The organism is Microcoleus sp. Aus8_D2 (assembly GCF_036702665.1).
In the GTDB taxonomy this organism is placed as follows: Bacteria; Cyanobacteriota; Cyanobacteriia; order Cyanobacteriales; family Microcoleaceae; genus Microcoleus.
Map to the genome: position 1 here is coordinate 61,555 of NZ_JAUBUN010000004.1, position 2,835 is coordinate 64,389.

Annotated in this window: 3 protein-coding genes; 2 read left to right on the top strand and 1 reads right to left on the bottom strand. The window is 43.5% G+C overall.

The features are described from left to right. The first annotated feature begins 283 nt into the window (after positions 1-283). Positions 284-763 carry an orange carotenoid protein N-terminal domain-containing protein gene (locus QUB64_RS04405; protein WP_333269560.1) on the top strand — a complete coding sequence of 160 codons (480 nt, stop codon included), beginning with the start codon at positions 284-286 and terminating at the stop codon, positions 761-763. Positions 764-1,034: 271 nt separating this feature from the next. Here the strand turns inward: QUB64_RS04405 and QUB64_RS04410 are convergent, their stop codons facing one another. Then, positions 1,035-1,709 carry an acetoacetate decarboxylase family protein gene (locus QUB64_RS04410; RefSeq protein ID WP_333269559.1) on the bottom strand — a complete coding sequence of 225 codons (675 nt, stop codon included), beginning with the start codon at positions 1,707-1,709 and terminating at the stop codon, positions 1,035-1,037. A gap of 203 nt (positions 1,710-1,912) precedes the next feature. Here QUB64_RS04410 and QUB64_RS04415 point away from each other — a divergent pair, with 203 nt between their 5' ends. Beyond that, entirely contained in the window at positions 1,913-2,584 is a 672-nt protein-coding gene (locus QUB64_RS04415; RefSeq protein ID WP_333269558.1) for a glycerol-3-phosphate ABC transporter substrate-binding protein, read from the top strand. The last annotated feature ends 251 nt before the right edge of the window (positions 2,585-2,835 follow it).

The window sequence follows — 2,835 nt, forward strand, 5'->3', positions numbered from 1 at the left end:
AGGTTTGTAGTGAGGAATGCGAGTCCGCACAAATTAAGAAGGACTAAAGTCCTCACTACGAACCAGTGCGCTCTCAAAGTTGTTAATCTGAGACATATCGCATCATCCTTTAGTTGTAAATTTACTAGCACCTTCCTAGCCTCCACCACGAATTACTGTCGGGGATCATTTCTACCCTAAGCAAGATTCTAGCCTCCCTATTTATTCGCTAACTTCTATTAAGTAGCAAAACAAGTTTTCCCAACAAGAAAACTGAGCAATACATATTATTTTGGAGACTGAAATGACATTTACTACTGCCGGTGCTTACGACCAAGGAAAAGCAGATATTCAGAGCTTGAGCGTAGACGATCAATTAGGTTTGCTGTGGTTTGTTTACACCGAAATGGGCAAGTCAATAACCCCAGCAGCTCCAGGTGCTTCCGGTTCCGAAATCGCTCAGGGCTTGTTCGATCAAGTCAAGCCACTTCCCCACGAAGAACAACTGCAAGTAATGCGCGACATTGCCTCAAAAGCTAATACTGAAATCAGCCGGATGTACGGCTCGATGAGCCCAGAAACCAAGTTGGCTTTTTGGTATTTCCTAGCAGTAGGAATGGACGAAGGCACTATTATTCCCGTGCCTCCCGACTATCAACTTCCCGAAGCCGGAAAAGCTTTATTAGGAAAGATTCAGGGCATGGATTTTCAACAGCAAATTGATTTCCTGCGCGGTACAGTTTTAGAAATGGGTGCCGAAGCCGCTCCGGGCGCTGGCATTTAAAAATAGGACTTACCAAAAAAAACCCGGTTTCTAGGAGAAGATTGGGTGTCGCCACGAGCATCTAGAAAGAAACCGGGTTTTTCGCCGTCGGGTGAGTGATGATTCCACAAGATTAGTCAGTAGCTCGAATTGTGGGGACTCCTGGCCTCAGAAACCCGGTTTCTTCCTAGATTTCTCGTTACCCAACGCAAGACTCGGAGAAACCGGGTTTCTAGCTGACTATGAGTCAGCCATGAAACTGTCGGTATTTATTGATATCCGCACTTAGCAGCTAATAACTGAATTCAGCGGCTCTATTCCCTACAATTTGCGGCGCACCTGCAATTAAACGCATATCTTCGCAGCCAACAGTGAGCAAGGGCTGACCTAAGTTTAAACGGGCAAAATTACTGTCTTCATGTATTTCTAATTCGCCTTTAATCAAGCCGGTGCGAGACTGAAATTCTCCTTTAAACATTAGCAGATTGCTGCGATCGGCGCTAAAAACATTTCCGCTCAAAGGTAGCGGTAAAGCTAAACTTTGTTTGCTGTAATTGAGACTGCACAGTTGACGGTTTGCTTGGCTAACTGTAACGCGGTAGCCTAGCGTTGATGCTTTTACTGAATCGCTGCCTTCCCAACTAAATTCAGCTAATTCTTTAGGAAGTTTCCAAATTTCGCGCCCGCCAGCTACTGAGTTAGGGTTGTCTACGTAGATGTGGGAAATCCAAGCGCCCCATTTTCCTGCATAACTGGCGATCGCACTTACGACAATTAACTCATTGTACTCCATCACGGAACCCAACCCGTAGGAGGATATATAAATGCCACCTAGCGTTTTTCCTGGCAATAAACAGACAATTTCTAACTCAGAGGGAAGCAAAGGGCGCACTCGTGCCACATCTACCAACTGTAAAGTCTGAACAGCATAACCTTGTAGATGCCAAGGAGCAGGTTGATATACCATTTTAAGTGATTTTATGTTTGATATTTTATATTTATTTTAGCTTAGGCTTTAAAAGAGCAACAGGTTTTAGTATTTTTTTATAAAATCTTGGTAAATTTACGCATAAGAAAGATTAATCTGCCAATAGCTAGCAATTAGTTGACATTTGAGCAAAAGTTAAATATCGTCTACTTAGTGAATATTTATAAGGAACCATTACCTGTATGCTGACATCTTACAAACCAGATGTTTTCGATAGTTTAGAACATTTTTTCACAGCCAGAGACCTGCTGGAACAAGCCGAAGACAACATGACCGAACTCGGTGCTATTATCCGCAGTCATGGGTTGCAAAAACAGGTTGGTATTTGTTTGCTTCACAAACACTTTGACCTGTCGGATAATGAAAGGTTGGTCGAAGAGTTTGATGGCAACAATGCTTATGTCAAGCCTAGCACAGAATACGGCGATGCTATTCCGTATATGTGGAAGGTGGAACAAAATCAAGCATCAGGCGAATGGGTTTGGTTTCCCTTAGAATTTGTCCGCGTTACTGAAGCTGTGTCGGCAGCAGTTGAACGGTCAGAAGCAGTTGTCAATAACTCGGAATTTCTCAATGAAATTGCAGCTAAACTGGCTGAATTGGGGATGACTGGTATGTTCGGAATCAGCATTTTGCACCGAGATGCAATTAAGGTTGCTGAGGGCGAAATTTTGGTGGAAAGCACAGATGATGAAGCCCGCGTCTTGACTTTTTCTGCTTTTTTGCGCCAGAATGTCGATCGCACAACTTTAACACAAACTCTCTGGCAGTTTCCCAATGCAGAAGGGTTTGAGGTAGGAGCGATGTGTTCTCACTGTTCTCACTGCACTCACTGCACCCATTGCACTCACTAGGTAAGATTGCTAAAGTGTAAAAAGTTCGCAGTCAGGACTTTAGCCCTCAAAAGTTCGCAGTCAGGACTTCATTGGTTATTTTACAAACTGAGAAGAACGGACTAAAGTCCTTACTACGAACCTAGAGTTTTGAAGAACGGACTAAAGTCCTTACTACGAACCTAGAGTTTTGAAGAACGGACTAAAGTCCTTACTACGAACCTGGAGTTTTGAGGAACGGACTAAAGTCCTTACTACGAACCTGGAGTTTT